12 protein-coding genes are annotated in these 18,287 nt (G+C 33.5%); all 12 read right to left on the reverse strand.

The genetic code is table 11. The features are described 5' to 3' along the window. Positions 1 to 3,043, reverse strand: a 3,043-nt coding sequence (locus ACWOBP_RS07180; protein WP_455338105.1) for a trypsin-like peptidase domain-containing protein, incomplete at its 3' end; no start/stop codon positions are given. 248 nt (positions 3,044 to 3,291) lie between these two features. After that, positions 3,292 to 4,947, reverse strand: a complete 1,656-nt coding sequence (locus ACWOBP_RS07185) for a formate--tetrahydrofolate ligase (RefSeq protein ID WP_455338106.1) — start codon at positions 4,945 to 4,947, stop codon at positions 3,292 to 3,294. 46 nt (positions 4,948 to 4,993) lie between these two features. Further along, the gene (gene purB, locus ACWOBP_RS07190) at positions 4,994 to 6,298 is read right to left on the reverse strand and encodes an adenylosuccinate lyase (RefSeq protein ID WP_003145347.1); all 1,305 of its coding nucleotides are present in this window, start codon (positions 6,296 to 6,298) and stop codon (positions 4,994 to 4,996) included. A 50-nt stretch (positions 6,299 to 6,348) separates the two neighbouring features. Next, positions 6,349 to 7,584 (reverse strand): phosphoribosylamine--glycine ligase, encoded by a 1,236-nt coding sequence (purD, locus tag ACWOBP_RS07195; protein ID WP_455338125.1) that lies wholly within the window; start codon positions 7,582 to 7,584, stop codon positions 6,349 to 6,351. Between the two features lies 1 nt (position 7,585). Further along, the gene (gene purH / locus ACWOBP_RS07200) at positions 7,586 to 9,106 is read right to left on the reverse strand and encodes a bifunctional phosphoribosylaminoimidazolecarboxamide formyltransferase/IMP cyclohydrolase (RefSeq protein WP_455338107.1); all 1,521 of its coding nucleotides are present in this window, start codon (positions 9,104 to 9,106) and stop codon (positions 7,586 to 7,588) included. Further along, positions 9,103 to 9,666, reverse strand: coding sequence for a phosphoribosylglycinamide formyltransferase (gene purN / locus ACWOBP_RS07205; protein ID WP_455338108.1), 564 nt, complete (start codon positions 9,664 to 9,666; stop codon positions 9,103 to 9,105). Before purN ends, purH begins: the two co-directional genes overlap by 4 nt. Further along, the gene (gene purM, locus ACWOBP_RS07210) at positions 9,663 to 10,667 is read right to left on the reverse strand and encodes a phosphoribosylformylglycinamidine cyclo-ligase (RefSeq protein ID WP_455338109.1); all 1,005 of its coding nucleotides are present in this window, start codon (positions 10,665 to 10,667) and stop codon (positions 9,663 to 9,665) included. The genes purN and purM overlap by 4 nt, the downstream gene beginning before the upstream one ends. Then, positions 10,667 to 12,118: an amidophosphoribosyltransferase gene (gene purF, locus ACWOBP_RS07215; RefSeq protein ID WP_455338110.1), complete on the reverse strand. Its 1,452-nt coding sequence runs from the start codon at positions 12,116 to 12,118 to the stop codon at positions 10,667 to 10,669. The genes purM and purF overlap by 1 nt, the downstream gene beginning before the upstream one ends. Then, complete coding sequence (purC, locus tag ACWOBP_RS07220) at positions 12,111 to 12,812, reverse strand: phosphoribosylaminoimidazolesuccinocarboxamide synthase (protein WP_455338111.1); 702 nt, start codon at positions 12,810 to 12,812, stop codon at positions 12,111 to 12,113. Before purC ends, purF begins: the two co-directional genes overlap by 8 nt. Continuing rightward, positions 12,812 to 16,489: a phosphoribosylformylglycinamidine synthase gene (locus tag ACWOBP_RS07225; RefSeq protein ID WP_455338112.1), complete on the reverse strand. Its 3,678-nt coding sequence runs from the start codon at positions 16,487 to 16,489 to the stop codon at positions 12,812 to 12,814. Before ACWOBP_RS07225 ends, purC begins: the two co-directional genes overlap by 1 nt. Next, positions 16,482 to 17,525: a 5-(carboxyamino)imidazole ribonucleotide synthase gene (locus tag ACWOBP_RS07230; protein WP_455338113.1), complete on the reverse strand. Its 1,044-nt coding sequence runs from the start codon at positions 17,523 to 17,525 to the stop codon at positions 16,482 to 16,484. The genes ACWOBP_RS07225 and ACWOBP_RS07230 overlap by 8 nt, the downstream gene beginning before the upstream one ends. Then, positions 17,522 to 17,998 carry a 5-(carboxyamino)imidazole ribonucleotide mutase gene (gene purE, locus ACWOBP_RS07235; RefSeq protein ID WP_455338114.1) on the reverse strand — a complete coding sequence of 159 codons (477 nt, stop codon included), beginning with the start codon at positions 17,996 to 17,998 and terminating at the stop codon, positions 17,522 to 17,524. The genes ACWOBP_RS07230 and purE overlap by 4 nt, the downstream gene beginning before the upstream one ends. Between the last annotated feature and the right edge of the window lie 289 nt (positions 17,999 to 18,287).

Genomic DNA, 18,287 nt, shown 5'->3' on the forward strand with positions numbered 1-18,287 from the left:
TTACTTCGTATGTTGTCGTTACTTTTCTTGTTCCTTTTTCTCCAGGAATAGTAATATTGTTTTGTCCTTTTTCTCTCGTACTATCTTTTTCGTATCTTACCGAACTTAGTAATTCTGTAACTTCTACCTTATCCTTCGCGGCAACTTTCACTACTGTTTCTGTTGCTTCTTTAACTTCTGGTTTTTCTACTTTTTCTGTGACTTCTCCTGTTTTTGGATTTACTTCGTATGTTGTTGTTACTTTTCTTGTTCCTTTTTCTCCAAGAATAGTAATATTTTTTTGTCCTTTTTCTCTCGTACTATCTTTTTCGTATCTTATTGGGCTTGGTATTTCTGTAACTTCTACTTTATCCTTTGCCGGAACTTTTATTATTGTATCAGTCACTTTCTTTTCTGTTTTCTCTACAGTTTCACTTATTGTTCCATCTTTTTCATTAAGTGTATATTTTATAACTTCTTTTTCATAACCATTAGAACCTTCTATACGCTCGTTAGATAGCCCTCTTGCTTTTTCTTTATCTGCTACATATACTGTATTTGATAAAATTTCCTTTGTATTTTCTACAGACTTAACCCCTACTTTAACTACCTGATCAACAGCTGGTTCTTTAGTTTCTTTATCTAATGTTAAATTCCCATCTTCATCCTTGATATAAGTCGTTTTAATTACTCCATCAATACCCTTTTTAATTACAGACCTTTCGCCTTTGTTTAGTTCTTTGTCTGCTACATATTTTGTATCAAAAGGAATTTTTTCTTCTTTCTCAACTATTGATTCAATTTTATATAATCCTGTTTTTATCTCAAAATCTTCTTTAGTAGCGGTATCTATTTTTTTCTCAAATAATATATTTCCATCAACAGATAATCTTATTTTATCTTCAGTTCCTATTTTTTTTATTCTATCACTGAACCATTGTTTTAATTTAGAATCATCTTTTAAATCCTTCAATTCAAATTCAGCAACATCGCCGTAGTCTATATTTTTTTCTTCTCTATATACAGGGGCTTTTGGATTATCATCAATATAAGATTTTATCCAATCGAGTTGTTCTTTAGAAAAGACTAATCCACCACTTCTTTGCCCAACAACTCCATTTTGATGCACTCCGATAATTTCACCCTTATCATTATAAAGTCCACCACCTGATGCTCCTGGTTTAGTACCCGTATATCCAATTCCAGTCAAACCAGCACCACGGTCTACTACATCGGTAACTTTAGTGTCGATAACTGGCTTTAATTTACCATCAGGAAAACCATAAACTGACACTTTATCACCACTATTTACAACAGAAACATCTTTTTTTACAGCAGCAGGCGTAACATTATCCACAATCTCTTTAAACTTAACTAAAGCAAGATCATGCGTAAATCCAACAACTGAATCATCTTTTTTCCAATAATGAATATCAGAGTCTGTAAAGAATACCTTTTTACCATTTGGAAGTACTGCGTAATATTTCTTATCATTATTACCAGTGGCTTTTTCTGTCACCTTACCATTCTCAAACTTCAAGAAATTATGAGCGACTGTAAGTAATAAATCTTTTTCAATTAGTGTACCAGAACCTGTACCATCAGGTGTTACTATAATCGCTGTTGCGTTGAAATTACGCAATCCGTTCGGTGCATTCTTCACCTCATCGCTTGGTTTAGGAAGCGTAACATTACCAGATGTATCGACTTGCCCAGGTTGTGTTCTAACGAAGTTGTCTCCTTTAATAACAGCATCAATATATGTATTTCCTAATGATAGTTTACTTACAAAGTCTTTAGACCAATTTTCATTAAATTTCTTATTAATCACCTCTCCATCTATAGACACAATTGTGGCGTTAGGATTTTTACCAAATAGATCTTTATTTTCCTTGTCTTGCTTAAAGTCGTAATTAACCGCAGAACCTACGTTACCTTGCGCAACAACCCTTTCTACTAGCTTTTCTCCAGCTTCATTCTTAATTCTAAGTACTACTTTTCCTTTTTCTGTACCTGATAATAATTTTCCACGTCCATTACTATCAAATGAGTATCTAGCACCATCTATTTCACGCTCTGTACTCACTAACGCCCTATGGTTGTTATCATAATAATATTTATCGTTCCCATTAACAAACCAACCTTTGATACCATGTTCTTCTATTATCTTGTTTATCCAAGCTCTATGTTTATCAGTGAAAAATAAACCTCCTCCATGCTGCTCGGCGTCAGTTCCTGCGTCCGTATTTGTACCGTGTTGATGAATACCTACAACTTCACCTTTATCATTAAAAATCGGCCCTCCTGAAAATCCACCTAAAGCACTCGTATTATAAGTACCGTCACCAGTAGTTGTATTTAGGCTTGATAGTGTCCCTGAGATTTTATACATTTTTCCATCTTTTAATCTTGCTTTCGTTGCTTCTGACAATCTTTTCGAAGAGAAATCATTCGGATAACCTACCAAAGTAATATTATCACCTTGACTAGCAACACCAAGTTCACGGGGTTTATCTTCACCATTTGTCATCGCCTCTACAGGTCGTTCTGTAACTACAGCTGCTAAATCATTTTCATAAGATTTAGCAAATTCTTTCTGATTATAGTAATGAATATTTCCTTTTGGTATGATATCACTAGTTCCATTCGCTGGTGTATTGTTACGTTTTTCCGTATCAGAGTTCATAACAACATAGCTTTGGGCACTATTACCTCCACGAACATAACCCGATCCAGAAGCTTTGTCTTTATCTAAATAATTATGAGCAACTGTCACCATAACATTCGGTGCGACAAATACTCCACTACCTGAAGCAACCTGTTTTGATCCATTGCTATCAAAACTAGTATAGGTCATAGCCACACCGCTAGTCTCTTTATTGTGAACATCTGCATCCACAATATCAGCTCCACCTTTAACAACTGCGGCTTGTGCCTCCTTATTTACTATTTGGTTGTTATCAGTTAGTCCATATACCAAAATTCCACAAAAACTTATACAACCAATTAGACCATATTTTTTAGTTTTTCTGAAAAAACCGTAAGTTTTCTCGTTTCTTATCATTTACATTTCCTCCTATCTTAATTCTTCTATAAATATTAATGGAAATCCCCATTAACATAAACATAAAATAACTCAATATATACTTTCTCAAGTATATTATAACCCAAATAATAAATAAGTCTATAGTTATTTTTTATTTTTTCATTTACATTAGTTACATGTATAAAAATTCTTTAATACACTATATTTTTCCTTAAAAAGTAAAGAGCTAGACAAGTCTAACTCTTTACTTTTTTAGGAATATGCTACTAGAAAATCCCAATAATTGTTTCCGTTTCTTCATCAATGTCGATATTTAATGCACTTGGTACTTTTGGAAGTCCTGGCATTGTTAATACTTTATTCGCATAAGCTACTACAAATCCTGCACCACTACGTAATTTAACATCGTTGATAGTAATATTAAATCCTGTAGGACGACCTTTGATTTTCGCATTATCTGTTAATGAAGCTGGAGTTTTCGCCATACATACTGGTAGATGCTTGAATCCAAGTCTTTCGATTCTTTCAATCTCAGCTTTAACTTCATCAGAGAAGTTAACTCCATCAGCCCCGTAAATTTCACGACATACCGTTTCAATTTTTTCAGTAATTGAAGCTTCATCTTTGTATAGTAATTGTAGTTCCTTGTCATTTCCTTCTACAGCTTTTACTACTTTTTCTGCTAGGTCTACTCCACCAAGACCACCTTTTTCCCATACTTCTGTACGAGAAAATTCTACGCCTTGTTCTTTAGCCCAGTTTTCTAAGAATGCTAATTCTTTTTCTGTATCAGTAACAAAGACATTTAGAGCTACTACTATAGGTAAATTAAATTTACGTAAGTTTTCGATGTGTTTTTCTAAGTTTTGAACACCTTTAGCTAATGCTTCTAAGTTTTCTTCTTTTAGGTCTTTTTCTTCAATGTCACCGTGTAGTTTTAATGCTTTAACTGTTGCTACTACGACAGCAGCTTTTGGTTTAAGACCTGCTTTACGACATTTAATGTTTAAGAATTTCTCAGCTCCTAAGTCCGCTCCGAATCCAGCTTCTGTAATTACATAATCAGCGAATTTTAACGCAGTTTTTGTCGCTAAGATTGAGTTACATCCGTGCGCAATATTTGCGAATGGTCCACCGTGAATAATCGCTGGATTGTTCTCTAATGTTTGAACAATATTCGGTTTAATTGCATCTTTTAATAATGAAGTTATAACACCTTCAATTTTCAAATCTTTTAGGTAAACTGGTTCACCTTTTTTATTGTAAGCTACAAGGATATTGCTTAATTTTTCTTTTAAATCAGCAATACCTTCTGACAGACATAGAATAGCCATTACTTCACTAGCTACAGTAATATCAAATCCATCAAGGCGTTCTAGGTCTGTTCCTGCATTTACTTTAACATGGCGTAAATCACGTGCGTTCATGTCCATAACACGGTTAAAGACGATTTTATCTATTTCTAATTCGTTTCCTTGGAATACATGGTTATTTACTAATACTGCAATTGCATTGTGAGCTGTAGTAATAGCGTGCATGTCTCCAGTGAAGTGAAGATTAATATCTTCCATAGGTACTACCTGAGCATATCCTCCACCAGCTGCTCCACCTTTTCTTCCTAATACAGGACCTAAAGATGGTTCACGTAATGCAACACAAGATTTTTTCCCGATTCTATTTAATCCATCAGATAAACCGATAGTTACAGTACTTTTTCCTTCACCACTTGATGTTGGGTTAATAGATGTAACTAGTACTAGTTTGGCATCTTCACTAATATCTTTTTTAATATTTTTTGTTTGGATTTTTGCTTTGTGATTCCCGTATAATATTAAATCTTCTTCTTTTATCCCTAATTTACCTGCTACTTCAGCAATATGTTTCTTTTCACATTCGTTTGAAATTTGAAAGTCTGACTTCATTTAATCTACCTCTTTTCTTTGGGCTTTATTTTATTAGTTTATTATTTTAATCTTCCAATCCTGGAATACGTTTGTATATTTTATCAATATTTACTAGGTGTACATTTAAATCGAAACAACTATCTAGTACTTCTTTAGAAACTGTATTTTTAATAGTTTCGTTTTCTTCAAGTAGTTGTCTAAATGGAATACCTTCGAACCATGATTTCATTGCTAATGGTTGTACTAAATCGTACGCTTCTTCACGAGAGAATGAGTATTTTTCAATAAGGTTACTCATTGTTCTTTGAGCGAAGATTACCCCATTAGTAGCGTAAATATTTTTAATCATGTTATCAGTAAATACTGTAAGATTTTTCACAACATTAGTAAATCTATTTAACATATAGTCTAATAATGTTGTTGCATCATTACTCAAGATTCTTTCTGCACTTGAGTGAGAAATATCACGTTCATGCCATAATGGAATATTTTCGTAAGCTGCGAACATATATCCACGCATGATTCTAGCACATCCTGCCATGTTTTCACTTGATATTGGATTACGTTTATGAGGCATTGCACTTGAACCTTTTTGATTTTTCGAGAAGAATTCTTCTGCTTCTCTTACTTCTGTACGTTGTAAGTGACGAATTTCTACACCGATTTTTTCGATTGAACTTGCGATTAATGCTAAAGTTGCATAGTAATCTGCATGTCTATCACGTTGTAAAGTTTGCGTAGAAATATTACTTGATTCAATTCCTAATTTTGCACAAACATAGTCTTGAACTTCTGGTGGTGTATTTGAGAATGTACCTACAGCTCCAGAGATTTTACCTACTTCAATAATTTTTCTAACTTCATTGAAACGTTTAATATGACGGTTGAACTCATCATAATAAAGTGCGAATTTTAATCCAAAACTACTTATATCAGCGTGCACTCCGTGAGTACGTCCTATACAAGGTGTGAATTTATATTGTAATGCTTTTTCTTTTAATACTTCTTGGAAATTTAATAAATCTCTATAGAGTATATCATTAGCTTGTTTGTATAAATATCCATAAGCAGTATCAACAACATCAGTAGATGTTAATCCATAGTGCACCCATTTTTTCTCATCACCTAAATAACTTGAAACATTACGAGTGAAAGCTACGATATCATGTTTTGTTTCTTTTTCTAATTCTAAAATTCCCGGTAGGTCAAATTTTGCATTAGCGAATAATTTCTCAACGTCTTCTTTTGGTACAACCCCTAATGTACTCCAAGCTTCTGTTGCATAAAGTTCTACTTCTAAATATGCTTTAAAACGATTTTCATCGCTAAAGATATTACGCATTTCTTCTCTACTATATCTTTCAATCATTGCAATAATCTCCTGATGTTCTATTATTTCAATCGGTATCTCTTAAAATATTATAAAGACAAATGACCGATGTCTTTTCTGTAAAATAGTTCTTCACAGTCTATTTTTACTATCTCATTATACACTTTTTTATATGCTTCTTGCAAGCTCTTTCCTTGAGCGCAAACTAATAATACACGACCACCATTAATTACTATATCATTACCTACACTCTTAGTTCCCATATGGAATACTGGTGTAGACACTTTATCTAAGCCGTGTATTACAGCTCCTTTTTCGCTATGTTCTGGATATCCTTTTGCTGCCATTACGACACCGATAAAGGCATCTTTGCTCCATTTTAACTCTACTTCTTTACCATCGATAATATTATTAGCTATTTCGTATAAATCACTCTCTAATGATAGAAGTAATATTTCGCTCTCTGGATCTCCAAAACGAACGTTAAATTCTATAGTTTTTACACCATCATGACATTTCATAAGCCCAGCATACAATATACCGTAAAACGGCATTCCCTCATCACTCATAGCATCGACCATAGGTTGGACGACATTTCTAACACCTTCGTCAATATCATCTTGAGTAATTTTCTTAAGTGGTAAATATGCTCCCATACCTCCAGTATTTAAACCTTCATCATTATCAAATGCACGTTTATGATCTTGTGCAATTTCCATTGGATAAACTTTTCTATCAGAGACAAAACACATTAACGAAAATTCTTCGCCTTGTAAAAATTCTTCGATAACAACACTAGAACCAGCTTTATTGAATTTAGCATTACACATCATTTCTTTAAGTTCAGCTTGTGCTTCTTCTAGTGTATTTGCTATAATTACACCTTTACCTGCAGCTAATCCATCCGCTTTAAGGACGATAGGTGCTTTTTGTTTGCTTAAGTACTCTTTTGCTAGTTCATAATCGTTAAAACTTTCATATTTTGCTGTAGGGATATTGTATTTTCTCATCATCATTTTTGAGAATACTTTACTTCCTTCTAATTGTGCTGCAAGTTTAGATGGTCCAAAAGCACGGACACCTACTTTTTGTAGTTCATCTACTAACCCATTCACTAATGGTACTTCAGGTCCAACGAAGACAAGGTCGATATTATTTGTTTTTGCGTAGCTTGGTATTTGGTCTTCAGTTAATGCTACACATACTCCAAATTCTTCGACTGCAGGATTAATTCCTGCCATACGGACTTCGTGACCTTCTTTATGGAATTTATAAGCGATAGCATGTTCTCTACCGCCGCTTCCTACTACTAATACTTTAGCCATATTAATGTTTAAAGTGACGTATTTTACTGAAGACCATCGCCACACCTTTCTCATTGCATGCATCTATACTTTCTTGATCTCGGATAGAGCCTCCTGGTTGCACTATCACAGCAATACCATAATCAGCCGCAAAATCAGCACTGTCTCGCATTGGGAAGAATGCATCGGAAGCTAAGACTGCACCTCTTGCTTTTTCTCCTGCTTGTTCAAGAGCTATTTTACATGAACCTACTCTATTCATCTGACCAGCACCGATTCCTAGAGTTTGTCCATTTTTTACAACTACTATTGCATTTGATTTAACATGTTTTACTACTTTTAAACCAAACTCAATATCTTTTTGTTGAGTTGCATCTACTTTTTTCTCAGTCACACTTTCATATTCATCAGCTAGTCTATCGTTAAAATCTTGCACTAAGATTCCACCACGAACACTTTTAATTTGTTGTTCATGATTATTATTTTTCTCAGAAAGTTTGTAAATACGAAGATTTTTCTTCTTAGTTAGTATTTCTAATGCTTCTTCATCATAATCTGTTGCTAAAATAATTTCTAAGAAGATACTGTGCATTTTTTCAGCAGTTTCTTTATCTACTTTGCCATTTACTGCAACAATTCCTCCAAAAATAGACACAGGATCCGCTTCATATGCTCGACTATATGCTTCGAATACAGAATTTCCTGTTGCTACTCCACATGGATTCATATGTTTAACAGCAACACATGTAGTTTCATCGAATTCTGAAAGAATATCTAAAGCTGCAGAAGCATCTTGAATATTATTGTATGACATTTCCTTACCATGCAGTTGCACAGCATTTTGCAAAGCATAACTTTCGTTATTATCTTGTACGTAGTGATAAGCTTTTTGATGAGGGTTCTCCCCATATCTAAGGCTGTCTTGAAGTTTATAAGATAGAGTTAATCTTTCAGGTACTAGATTATCTTTTTTATTAAAGTAATTCGCGATAGCAGCATCGTAACTTGCTGTAGTATTAAATACTTTTATAGCTAAAGCACGACGTGTTTCATAAGAGATTCCACCTTGTTCAAGTTCTTCAAGAATTTTAGCATAATCATTAATATCAGTAACTACCGCTACGTCATTGAAGTTTTTTGCTGCACTTCTTAGCATACTAGGTCCACCGATATCAATATTTTCGATAATCTCTTCTTCACTAACTCCTTCTTTTTTTACAGTAGCTTCAAAAGGATATAAGTTTACACAAACTAAATCGATATACTCGATATTATTTTCAGCTACGTGTTTATTATGAAGCTCATTACCACGTTTTGATAATAGTCCTCCATGAATTTTAGGGTGCAAAGTTTTTACACGCCCTTCTAAGATTTCTGGAAAATGTGTAACGTCTTCGATACTAATACAACTTACTCCATTTTTTTTCAAATGTGTATAAGTTCCACCCGTACTAATAACTTCAAAACCATGTTTTTCTAAACCTTTTGCAAATTCCACAATATTTGTTTTATCACTTACACTTATTAATGCTCTTTTAGTCATAGTGCCTCCTCAACTAACTTCAATATTACTTCTGGATATAATTTATGTTCTAGTTTATGTACTTTTTCAGTTACAGTTTCTATAGTATCATTACCTACAACTTCAAAAGATCTTTGAGCGATTACTTCTCCACCATCAAGCTCTTCATTGACATAATGAATACTAATTCCTATTTCTTTTTCACCTGCATTGAATGCTTGTTCGATAGCATCTTTACCTTTAAATTTCGGTAATAATGATGGATGCAAATTAAGAATCGTTTTTTTATATCTTTCTAAAAAATATGGTGAAATAATTCTCATGTACCCCGCTAAAAATATATAATCTAAATCTTTAACTTTCTCAAATATCACACTTTCGTATGCTTCTTTTGACTCAAAATCTTTCGCAGAGAATATAAAAACCTTAATATTTCTATCGTGTGCTTTTCTAATTACCATTGCATCTTTTCTATCACATACTAACAGCTCAATTGATATTTTATCTTTTAATCTTTCATCGTCAGCTATTTTTTCAAAATTACTTCCTGTTCCTGATGCAAATATCGCTACTTTCTTCATACTATTTCTATTCCACTTTCATCTGTTACTTCACCAAGGACAAATGCGTTATCTATCAATGATAGAGTTTTATCTACATCTTCCTTGTTTACTATTAATACCATACCTACACCCATATTAAAGATGTGATACATTTCTTCTTCATCAATCTTACCTTTTTCTTGAAGATACTTGAATATCTCGGGTACTTCATATGAACTTTTATCAATCTTCATACCTAGTCCATCTTTTAAAGCACGAGGTAAATTCTCATGGAAACCTCCCCCAGTAATATGAGCTATTCCTGCTACTTTAACCTCTTCTAGTACTTTCAGTACTTCTTTTACATAGATTTTAGTAGGTGTTAATAAAGTTTTTCCTACTGTACTTCCGTTAAATTCTTCGTTTAAGCTAATATTATTATCTCTTAAAATTTTTCTTACTAAAGAGAATCCATTAGAATGTACTCCACTTGACGGTAGACCTATTACTACTTGACCTGCTTTAGTATTTTCTGTACTTAATAATAGTTCTTTTTCCTGAGCTCCTACGCAGAATCCTGCAATATCGTATTCCCCGTCTTCATAAAATCCTGCCATCTCAGCAGTTTCTCCCCCGACTATCGCACATCCTGCTTGAACACAACCTTCAGCAACCCCTTCAACTATTGCTTCTACTTGCTCAGGATAGTTTTTACCTACTGCTAGATAATCTAGGAAAAATAATGGAATCGCACCTTGAGCTAGTATATCATTGGCACACATCGCCACAACATCGATACCGATAGTATTATGAATATCTAATTCGAATGCAAGTTTTAATTTTGTACCTACGCCATCAGTTCCACTAACTAATACAGGATTTTTAAAGTTATAACTACTAAGGTCGAATACTCCACCAAAACCACCTATTGCAGACATCATACCAAGATTTTTAGTACGTGCTACGTGTTTTTTAATACGTTCAACACTTTCATAACCTGCTTGTAAACTTACACCACTTTCTTCATATTTTTTACTCATTATATTCTACCCCTCTCTTTAAGAAACTCTTTTTGAATATCCGTCATTGAATTAACATAACTTTCTTCATAATCGTATAGCCCAGCACTATAGTCTCCGTTGTAACACTCCATACATAAACCTGAATATGGTGCATCATAGTTTAAACCAATAGAATCTATTAATCCTTGTTCACTTAGGAATCCTAGTGAATCAGCTCCAATAATTTCACAGATTTCCTTAGTTGTTTTATTAGCTGAAATAAGTTCTTCCGTAGTAGAAATATCTATACCATAAAAACTAGGGAATAATATCGGTGGACATGCGATTCTTACGTGTACTTCTCTTGCTCCCGCTTCTTTTAACATTTTCACTATTCTTTTACTAGTAGTACCTCTAACTATCGAATCATCGACTAAGACGATACTCTTACCTTGTACGACACCTCTAACCGCAGATAGTTTCATTCTTACTCCTTGTTCACGAAGTTCTTGAGTAGGTTGAATAAATGTACGAGCTACATATTGATTTTTAATTAGTCCCATTTCATAAGGAAGTCCACTTTCTTCTGCGTATCCACTCGCCGCTGATAAAGATGAGTTAGGTACCCCAATTACCATATCTGCATCTGGTGTAGGTTGTTCTTTAGCAAGCGTACGTCCTGTTCTTTTTCTAGCACTATGCACGTTAATACCCGCTATATTCGAATCAGGTCTAGCGAAATATACATATTCCATCGCAGCTATAGATACTTGTGTGTCTTCAGTATATTTTTCTATTCTAATGCCTTTATCGTTAATAGTGACTAGCTCTCCAGCACCTACATTACAAACAAACTCTGCTCCTACTATATCCAATGCACAAGTCTCACTTGCCGCTACGTATGCTCCATTTTTCATCTTACCTATAGCTAAAGGTCTAAAGCTATTTGGATCTACCGCACCGTAAAGGGTTCTTTCAGTTAATACAAGATATGTAAATCCACCTTTTATAATATTAAGACTTTCTTTAAGCTGCTCTTTAAAGTTTTCTTTTTTGCTTCTTCTAATAAGATGAATAAGTACTTCCGTGTCTGAAGAAGAATGGAATATTGCACCTTGTTGTTCTAATTCTTTTCTTAGAGTTTTAGCATTAATTAAGTTACCGTTATGACAAATACCAACACTCATGTCGTAGAAATGAAATAGAAATGGTTGGATATTTTGGATACTATTGCTACCGCTAGTCGCATATCTAACATGACCAATAGCGCTATTACCTACTAATCTTTCTAGTTTTTCCTTATCTCGAAATACTTCTGACACTAACCCTAGGTCACGATGTCCTCTTAATTTAGTCCCCTCTTTAGAAACTATTCCTGCTCCTTCTTGACCTCTATGTTGTAGACTATGTAACCCAAAGTAAGTCACATTGCTTGCTTCAGGATGTCCCCAAATACCAAATACTCCACATTCTTCATTAAGACTACGCATTTTTTAATCTCCTTAAAACTTCTTCATAAGCTTCCATTACAGAACCTAAATCTCTTCTAAATCTGTCTTTATCTAATTTCTCATTTGTATCTTTATCCCAAAGACGACACGTATCTGGAGAAATTTCATCAGCTAGAATTATTTCACCGTCTTTAGTTTTTCCGAATTCAATTTTGAAGTCAACTAGTACTAAGTTTGCAGCCAAGTACAATTTTTGTAGTAGTTCGTTGATTTTTAAAGCTTGGGTTCTGATGTTTTCTAACTCTTCTTCTGTAACGATTTCTAATGCCACTGCATGATCATTGTTAATTAGCGGATCATTTAGTTCATCATTTTTATAACTTAACTCAAAGACTGGTTTTTTTAATTTTTTCCCTTCTTCAAGTCCATATTTTTTTGCCATAGAACCAGCTACTATATTACGAACAATTACTTCTAAAGGAATAATAGTAACGTGCTTACAAATCTGATCTGTTTCATTGACTTTTCTAATAAAGTGAGTTTTTACACCTTGTTTTTCTAGGTATTCAAAGATTAGTGAAGTAATTGTATTATTGAATACTCCTTTACCTTCAAATTCTTCTTTTTTCACACCATTAAAGGCAGTAGCACTATTTTTATAATGCACATAAATCTCATCATTATTTTCACATTCGAACAGTTGTTTAGCTTTTCCTTCGTATAAAAGTTTCATTATTTTCTTCCCCCTTTGAAGTAGTTCACTCCATTTTTGAATATATCTTGTTTTACTTTAATTGTATTTGTTTTATATAATGTAGCTCCGTATCTTTCACTATGCCCCATTTTTCCTAGGATAAGCCCATCTTCACTAACTAATCCTTCAGTAGCTAGAACTGAGCCGTTAGGATTGAAGCGACCATTTAATGTAGCATTGCCATCGAAATCACTATATTGGAAAGCAACAAGATGTTTAAATTTGTTAATATTAAGTCCTACAACTTTACCTTCACCATGACTGAACACTACTTCATGTTGATCTCCGATATTAAAATCTTGTAACCATGGAGAGTTAGTATTAGCTACACGAGTAAAGGCTGTAGTTGAAATATGCTCATAACTATCATTTCTGTATAGTGTTAGGTCATCTTCTGCCAACTCTCTAACCTCACCATAAGGTAGCAACCCTGATTTAAGCAATGCTTGGAATCCATTACACACACCTAAGATTAATTTTTTCTGAGCAAGGTGTCTATGAATCGTATCTTTAACTTTTTCATTTTTTAAGAAGTTTACAATATATTTAGCACTTCCGTCTGGTTCATCCCCACTAGAGAATCCTCCAGGGAACATAATTATATGAGATTCTTCAATAGCTTTTGTGAATTCTTCTATTGATTGCTCAATATCATTTTCACGTGTATTTCTAATAACTACTGTAATAGGTGTAGCACCCGCTTCTAAGAAGGCTTTTTCACTATCGTACTCACAGTTTGTACCAGGGAATACTGGAATAACTACTTTTACATCTTCTACATATTCTGGATAATATTTTTTCTCTTTATATTCTGTATGAAGATTTTCAACATTTCCTTTATCTTCATTTTGATATAATGGATAAACTTTATTTAGTGTTTTTGTGTATGCTTCGTAAATATCTTTATGCATAAACACTTCGTTATTAATTATAATTCTTTCACTAACTTTTCCTAATTTTTCAAACGGTAGTTCTACCGTTGCTTCTACTACAAGAGACGCTGGATCAAAGTTAAGAATGTTTTCTTTTTCAACTTCAAAACCAAGATCATTACCAAGTGACATTTTCACTAACGAAGCGGCAATGCTTCCTTCTTCTTGGACATAGGCAGATACTATCTTACCTTCTTTAATATACTTATGAACAAGTTCATAATTTTCTAAAGTTTTCTTAATATCTGGATATCCTTTTTCATCTTTTTCTACAGGCACATAGTATAATTTATTACCAACTTTTTTCAATTCAGGAGTTATTACATCAGCTATTTTTACAGGTGTACAAGCGAATGAAATTAATGTTTCAACTACATTTAAGTCATTGAAAGTACCTGACATACTATCTTTACCACCAATACTTGGTCTACCAATTTCTTTTTGAGCATAAATACTTCCTAATAAACTTTGAGTAACTTTACCCCATTTAGTACTATCAGTACCTAGTTTTTCGAAGTATTCTTGGAATGAGAAGTATAAGCTATCTTTATTTCCACCTACTGCGTAAACTTTTGCTACTGATTCTAACACCGCATAAATAGATGAAAGGAATGGTGAGTAGTAAGAAATTTTTGGAATAAATCCATAAGTTAAGATTGTCGCTGTATCACTTGTTGTATGTAATGTTGGTAAGGCTTGAACACTTGCTTGAACTGGTGTAAGTTTATGTTTACCAGCAAAAGGCATAAGAACTGTAGTTACACCAATTGACGAGTCGAATTTTTGTGCTAGACCTTTTTGACAAGTTACATTTAACTCACCTAACTCACTTAAGATATTTTCACGAGTAACTTCTTTATTTAAGAATGGATTAGCGGCAGTATTATCTTTCATCGTAACTGATGACCTTTGACGAACACCACTTGTTTCTAAGAAATCAGCACTCATATCAACAACTTTCTCATCGTTGTAATACATCTCTAAGCGACGTCTATTAGTTACCGTAGCTACATGAGCGTATTCAATATTTTCTTTCTCACATTCACGAACAAATACATCGTAGTCTTTTTTATCTATCGCTACTGCCATACGTTCTTGAGATTCACTAGTAGCAAGTTCTGTCGCATTTAAACCTTGATATTTAGTAAGAACTTTTTCTAAATGAATTTCAATACCGTCAGAAAGTTCACCGATAGCTACACAAACACCACCAGCACCGAAGTCATTACATTTTTTTATAAGTCTTGTAACTTCTGGTTTTCTAAATAAACGTTGTAACTTACGTTCTTCTGGAGCATTACCTTTTTGAACTTGGCTAGACATAGTATTTAATGAATCGTTAGTATGTTCTACACTTGAACCACTTGCACCTTGAATACCATCACGACCAGTTCTACCACCTATCATTACAACGATATCACCATCGACAAGAGTTTCACGTTTATAATCTCCGTCCTTAACAGCTCCGACTACAGCACCAACTTCCATATGCTTAGCTACATAACTATCATCGTATAATTCACGAACAAAAGTAGTCGCAAGGCCAATCTGGTTACCATATGATGAGTTACCGTGTGCAGTTCCTTTAGCTATATCTACTTGAGGAAGTTTGTGTTTTAAAGTATCTTCACGTTTTTGTAATACATTACCACTTCCTGAAATACGCATAGCTTGATATACATAACTACGTCCTGATAGTGGATCCCTAATTGCTCCTCCTATACAAGTACTAGCTCCCCCGAATGGTTCGATTTCACTTGGATGATTATGAGTTTCATTTTTGAATTGGATTAACCAACGTTCTTTTTCGCCATTATTCTCTATAGTAGTAAAGAATGAACATGCATTAATTTCTTCACTTACTTCAATATTTTCATCTTTTAATACTTTTACATGGTATTTACCGATAATACTCGCCATATCCATAAGAGTAATATGTTTATCATTACGATCAAGTTCATCACGGACGTTTAAGTAATAATCAAATGCATCTTGCATCTCTTTTTGGAAAAGTTCTGACTCAATTTTAACTTCATCCAACACAGTTTCAAATGTAGTGTGTCGGCAGTGGTCACTCCAGTAACAGTCTAATACGTAGATTTCAGTTTCAGTTGGTACGCGACCTTCCTTTTTGAAATAATCTTGAATAAATACTAAGTCTTCTATATTCATCGCTAGAGAAAATTCTTTTTTTAGACCAAGTAACGCCTCTTTATCAAACTGTAAAAATCCAGCTAAATCTTTTAGTGGTTTTGGAGTAGAATCTAGTGTAAAGTCAAGAATTGATAAATCTTTTTTACGTGCTTCAATAGGATTTACTAAATAACTTTCTACAAGATTTAATTGTTCATCTGTAAGTTGCTTATTAAAAAGAACTAGCTTACCACTTCTTACAGTTGCTTTACTTTTTGAGTTAAGCAATCTTATGCTTTCTTTTGCGCTGTCAGCTCTTTGATCGTATTGAGCAGGTAACACTTCATAAGCGAAGTACTTCCCATCGTTAAGCTCAATATCTTCGAACACTTCATCGACAACAATCTCAGAAAACACAGAAGTTTTAGCTAGTTCATAAGTTTCTTCATCAATATTAAAGACATCATAAATTACATACAACTCCACAGAGTCAAGACCTAGATTAAACTCTAAGTTTAGATTATCTCTTAGCTGTAATTCTTCCTTATTGTATCCATTGCGTTTTTTTACAAAAATTCGTTTATTAGTCATGTTCTCCTCCTAAAATTACATCACCGTAAAAATTAATATGTCCTATTTTTCTATCTTGGTGTGGTTCTTTTTCATATAAGTGTAAGTACCCACCATTATTTTTATACACATCTATAAAATACTCTAAATCTTGACCAAGTATATTATAAAGTGTCGTTTCTTTGTTCTCTATCTTACCTACTTTTAAGCCGCATATAGCTTCAATATGAGCTCTAAATTGACTCTTCGTTGCACTTTGCATCGTTATATGGCCTGAATTGTGAACTCGTGGTGCTATTTCATTAAAAATAACCTTACCTTCACTTATAAAGAACTCAACAGTAAGCACTCCATAATAATCAAAACCACTAAGAATTCTTTTCGTGTACTCAATAGCTAGATTCTCTTGTTCTTTAGTTGCTGTAGTTGGTACTTTCGAACGATATAGAATATTATTTCTATGTTCATTTTCTACTACTGCAACGATATTAACCTCGTCTTTATCTTTAACCGCAACCACCGAAATTTCTTTATCCAGTTTAACGAACTCTTCTAATAAAGTGTGTGTTTCTACTTCTTCACTAGAGCTTATTTTTTTCTGACCTTTTCCATCATAACCAAAACGTACAGTTTTCATTAAATATGGTTTAGCTATTTCTACATCTGTATCTTCTTCAACATATATATAGTCTACTGTTGGAATGTCTAGTTTTCTAGCAAATTCTTTTTCATAATATCTATGTTGAGTAGTTCTTAACACTTCTGCACTTTGGACAATGTTATACTTTTTCTCAAGTTTTTCTAAAGAAGCGGCATCAATATTCTCAAATTCAAAAGTAATAATATCAGATGCTGAACATAACTTTTCAACACTTGCGAAATCGTTGAACTCCGCTTGAATAAAAATATCACTGAAAATCTTCGCACAACAACTGTCACTAGGATCTAGAACAGCAATTTTATAGCCCATCTCTTTGGCACTCATTGCGAGCATTCTTCCCAGTTGACCACCACCAATTATTCCAATAGTTTTTCCTGGTAATATTGTCTTAATCATAGTTTCATCTCTTCCAATACTATTCTTTCTTGTTCTTTTTTGAATCGTTCGTACTTAGCAGCATACTTTTCATTAGTAATCCCTAGTATCGATAAAGCACTTATAGCCGCATTTTTTGCTCCAGCTACACCTATTGCCATAGTTAAAACTGGAACACCTGCAGGCATCTGAACAATTGAATACAATGAATCGACTCCACTCAATACGCTTGATTTAATCGGAACCCCAATGACTGGTAATGTCGTCATAGAAGCAACCATACCCGGAAGATGTGCTGCTCCTCCTGCTGCCGCTATGATTAACGAATAACCATTAGCTTTCGCATTCTTTGAGAATTCTACTAATAAATCAGGTGTTCTATGCGCACTCACTACTTTCTTATCAAAAGGAATTTCAAATTCTTCCAACAACTTACAAGTTTCTTCCATCGTTGTATAATCCGACTTCGAACCCATAATCACCGCAACTTTCATACTTTAAGCTCCTTTTTCATTTTAAATGTACGTTTTTTACTGTTATATTTACATAAAAATATTTCATCGTACGCCTATATTTTAAATTATACTACTAGTTAAAATATTAATCAAGCATAAATATAATGAAAATCGGATATTTTAAAATAATTTCAATATTTTATATGTAAATTAAGAACTTTAATTGATGAATTCTCTATAAAAACCTTAGCTCACATAATAAAAACAGACATTCTCTCTTCTTGCCAAGTAAAATAATATCATCTGTCTGCTCGTTAACTTTTATTAA

This window comes from Gemella parahaemolysans (assembly GCF_053758945.1).

Coding starts and splice junctions, on each gene's coding strand:
- ACWOBP_RS07185 (WP_455338106.1), bottom strand. CDS start 4,947: ATGAAGTCAGACTTTCAAATTTCAAACGAATGTGAAAAGAAACATATT.
- purB (WP_003145347.1), bottom strand. CDS start 6,298: ATGATTGAAAGATATAGTAGAGAAGAAATGCGTAATATCTTTAGCGAT.
- purD (WP_455338125.1), bottom strand. CDS start 7,584: ATGGCTAAAGTATTAGTAGTAGGAAGCGGCGGTAGAGAACATGCTATC.
- purH (WP_455338107.1), bottom strand. CDS start 9,106: ATGACTAAAAGAGCATTAATAAGTGTAAGTGATAAAACAAATATTGTG.
- purN (WP_455338108.1), bottom strand. CDS start 9,666: ATGAAGAAAGTAGCGATATTTGCATCAGGAACAGGAAGTAATTTTGAA.
- purM (WP_455338109.1), bottom strand. CDS start 10,667: ATGAGTAAAAAATATGAAGAAAGTGGTGTAAGTTTACAAGCAGGTTAT.
- purF (WP_455338110.1), bottom strand. CDS start 12,118: ATGCGTAGTCTTAATGAAGAATGTGGAGTATTTGGTATTTGGGGACAT.
- purC (WP_455338111.1), bottom strand. CDS start 12,812: ATGAAACTTTTATACGAAGGAAAAGCTAAACAACTGTTCGAATGTGAA.
- ACWOBP_RS07225 (WP_455338112.1), bottom strand. CDS start 16,489: ATGACTAATAAACGAATTTTTGTAAAAAAACGCAATGGATACAATAAG.
- ACWOBP_RS07230 (WP_455338113.1), bottom strand. CDS start 17,525: ATGATTAAGACAATATTACCAGGAAAAACTATTGGAATAATTGGTGGT.
- purE (WP_455338114.1), bottom strand. CDS start 17,998: ATGAAAGTTGCGGTGATTATGGGTTCGAAGTCGGATTATACAACGATG.